General features: G+C 44.2%; 1 protein-coding gene. It reads right to left on the bottom strand.

Annotated features, from left to right (window positions below; all coding sequences use genetic code 11):
• Positions 1-24: 24 nt before the first annotated feature.
• Positions 25-1,338 (bottom strand): IS4 family transposase, encoded by a 1,314-nt coding sequence (locus tag AB4407_RS19790; RefSeq protein ID WP_132970197.1) that lies wholly within the window; start codon positions 1,336-1,338, stop codon positions 25-27.
• Between the last annotated feature and the right edge of the window lie 89 nt (positions 1,339-1,427).

The following is a 1,427-nucleotide window of genomic DNA, read 5'->3' as shown; positions in this document are numbered from 1 at the left end:
TAATGCTTGTAAGTTAAGCATCGTTTAGCGTCTTCTTGGAGGCCTTGTCGCATAACGACAAGGCCTCTTTTTTACTGCTCTTGGGTAACTTCGTTCTCGCCTCTCAGGTAGAATAAAGCTTTCTGACATATCCAGTATGTAGTTTATTACTTCTGGGATTCGTCCCGGTGCGACCGCTGGTAATAATTGAAGCTGTCCAACAAGGAACAATGAAGCCTGTTTAAACCCGATTTGATAAGGCATCACTGACTTCTGATGATAGGCCATTTGACACATCATGAACCGCAGTAGATTGTAAGCAACCAGCATTCCCCAAAGCTCTTGATTCACTAACTCTGGCTTTTTGCTTCTTAACGTTAGTTGGTTCTGAAGCATGTATTGCTTCATCTCACGATACCCCAACTCTATTTCCCAACGATGGCTATATAGTTCGGCGATATCAGCACCAGGATATTTCATCGTGTCTATCATTGACGTTAATAGTCGGACTTCTTTTCCTTTAATCGTCTTTGTGATTAAACGAGCTTGGAGAGTTTTGGGGGCATCAACCCACTTCTTTTGAGCTTGAGGTGATAGCTTGAGCTCAACGAGCTCTTGTCCTCGGCCTACCTTCGATAACACAGTGTATTGAGCCCCTTTTCTTAATGGGATCAGCCAATGTTTTTCCTCGCCACTGGTTTGCCATTTATGCAGTAAGCCCAAGGCGTAAAATCCGCGGTCAAAAATAGTTAAGCTATTTGAGGGAGATTGTTCAATAAGGGGGATCGTAAGGTCGACTTCACTTTTAGATACTGAGTCGAATGAAGCGCTGTTGAGTAAATGACTGGTCAGCTCCATATGGCAGACCATTCTCACTTGAGGGTAGTCAGATATCGTTGTTTTATTGCCTGTTCTACTAAAATGCTCATCATTACTTTTAGTGTCTGGTGTTCTCCACACAACACCATCTACAGCATGAAGTGTTAACCCATGCCAATCGGGATGGGGAGTCTTGCGGTGCCAAAGTCGTTGAGTGTGATTGAACACGGCTTCCATAACGTCGGAACCAAGTCGGTGACGTGCCTGTATGACAGCGCTAGGTGCGACAAATGGCTTCTTACCCGGTAGGAGAATATCAAGTTGCGAGACTACTTTATCCATCGATAAATGACGATAAAGGGACATCCCTAAAACACTCCAAACCATCATTTCCATTGGTAACCTGCGCTTTCGAATAGTCGCAACCCCAGACTCTTGGAGGCACTGCTCGACGAGTTCCGGGGACAGCAGATCTGATAACCCTGAGAGCTGTTCTGGAGAGAAGTTATGGACTTGATTAAGGGCTTGTCTAAGAAACATAAAAAATCCGAGTGTTAAAGAAACACTCGGATTTTGACATCCTTGGAGGATCGTTCAACCAGTCTTTTTTACTTAACTGATCGGCATTA

It is taken from the genome of Vibrio sp. 10N.261.46.E11, from assembly GCF_041472735.1.
In the GTDB taxonomy this organism is placed as follows: domain Bacteria; phylum Pseudomonadota; class Gammaproteobacteria; order Enterobacterales; family Vibrionaceae; genus Vibrio.
The sequence above is the reverse complement of the archived record's forward strand: the minus strand, read 5'-3'. Positions and strand labels throughout refer to the sequence as shown.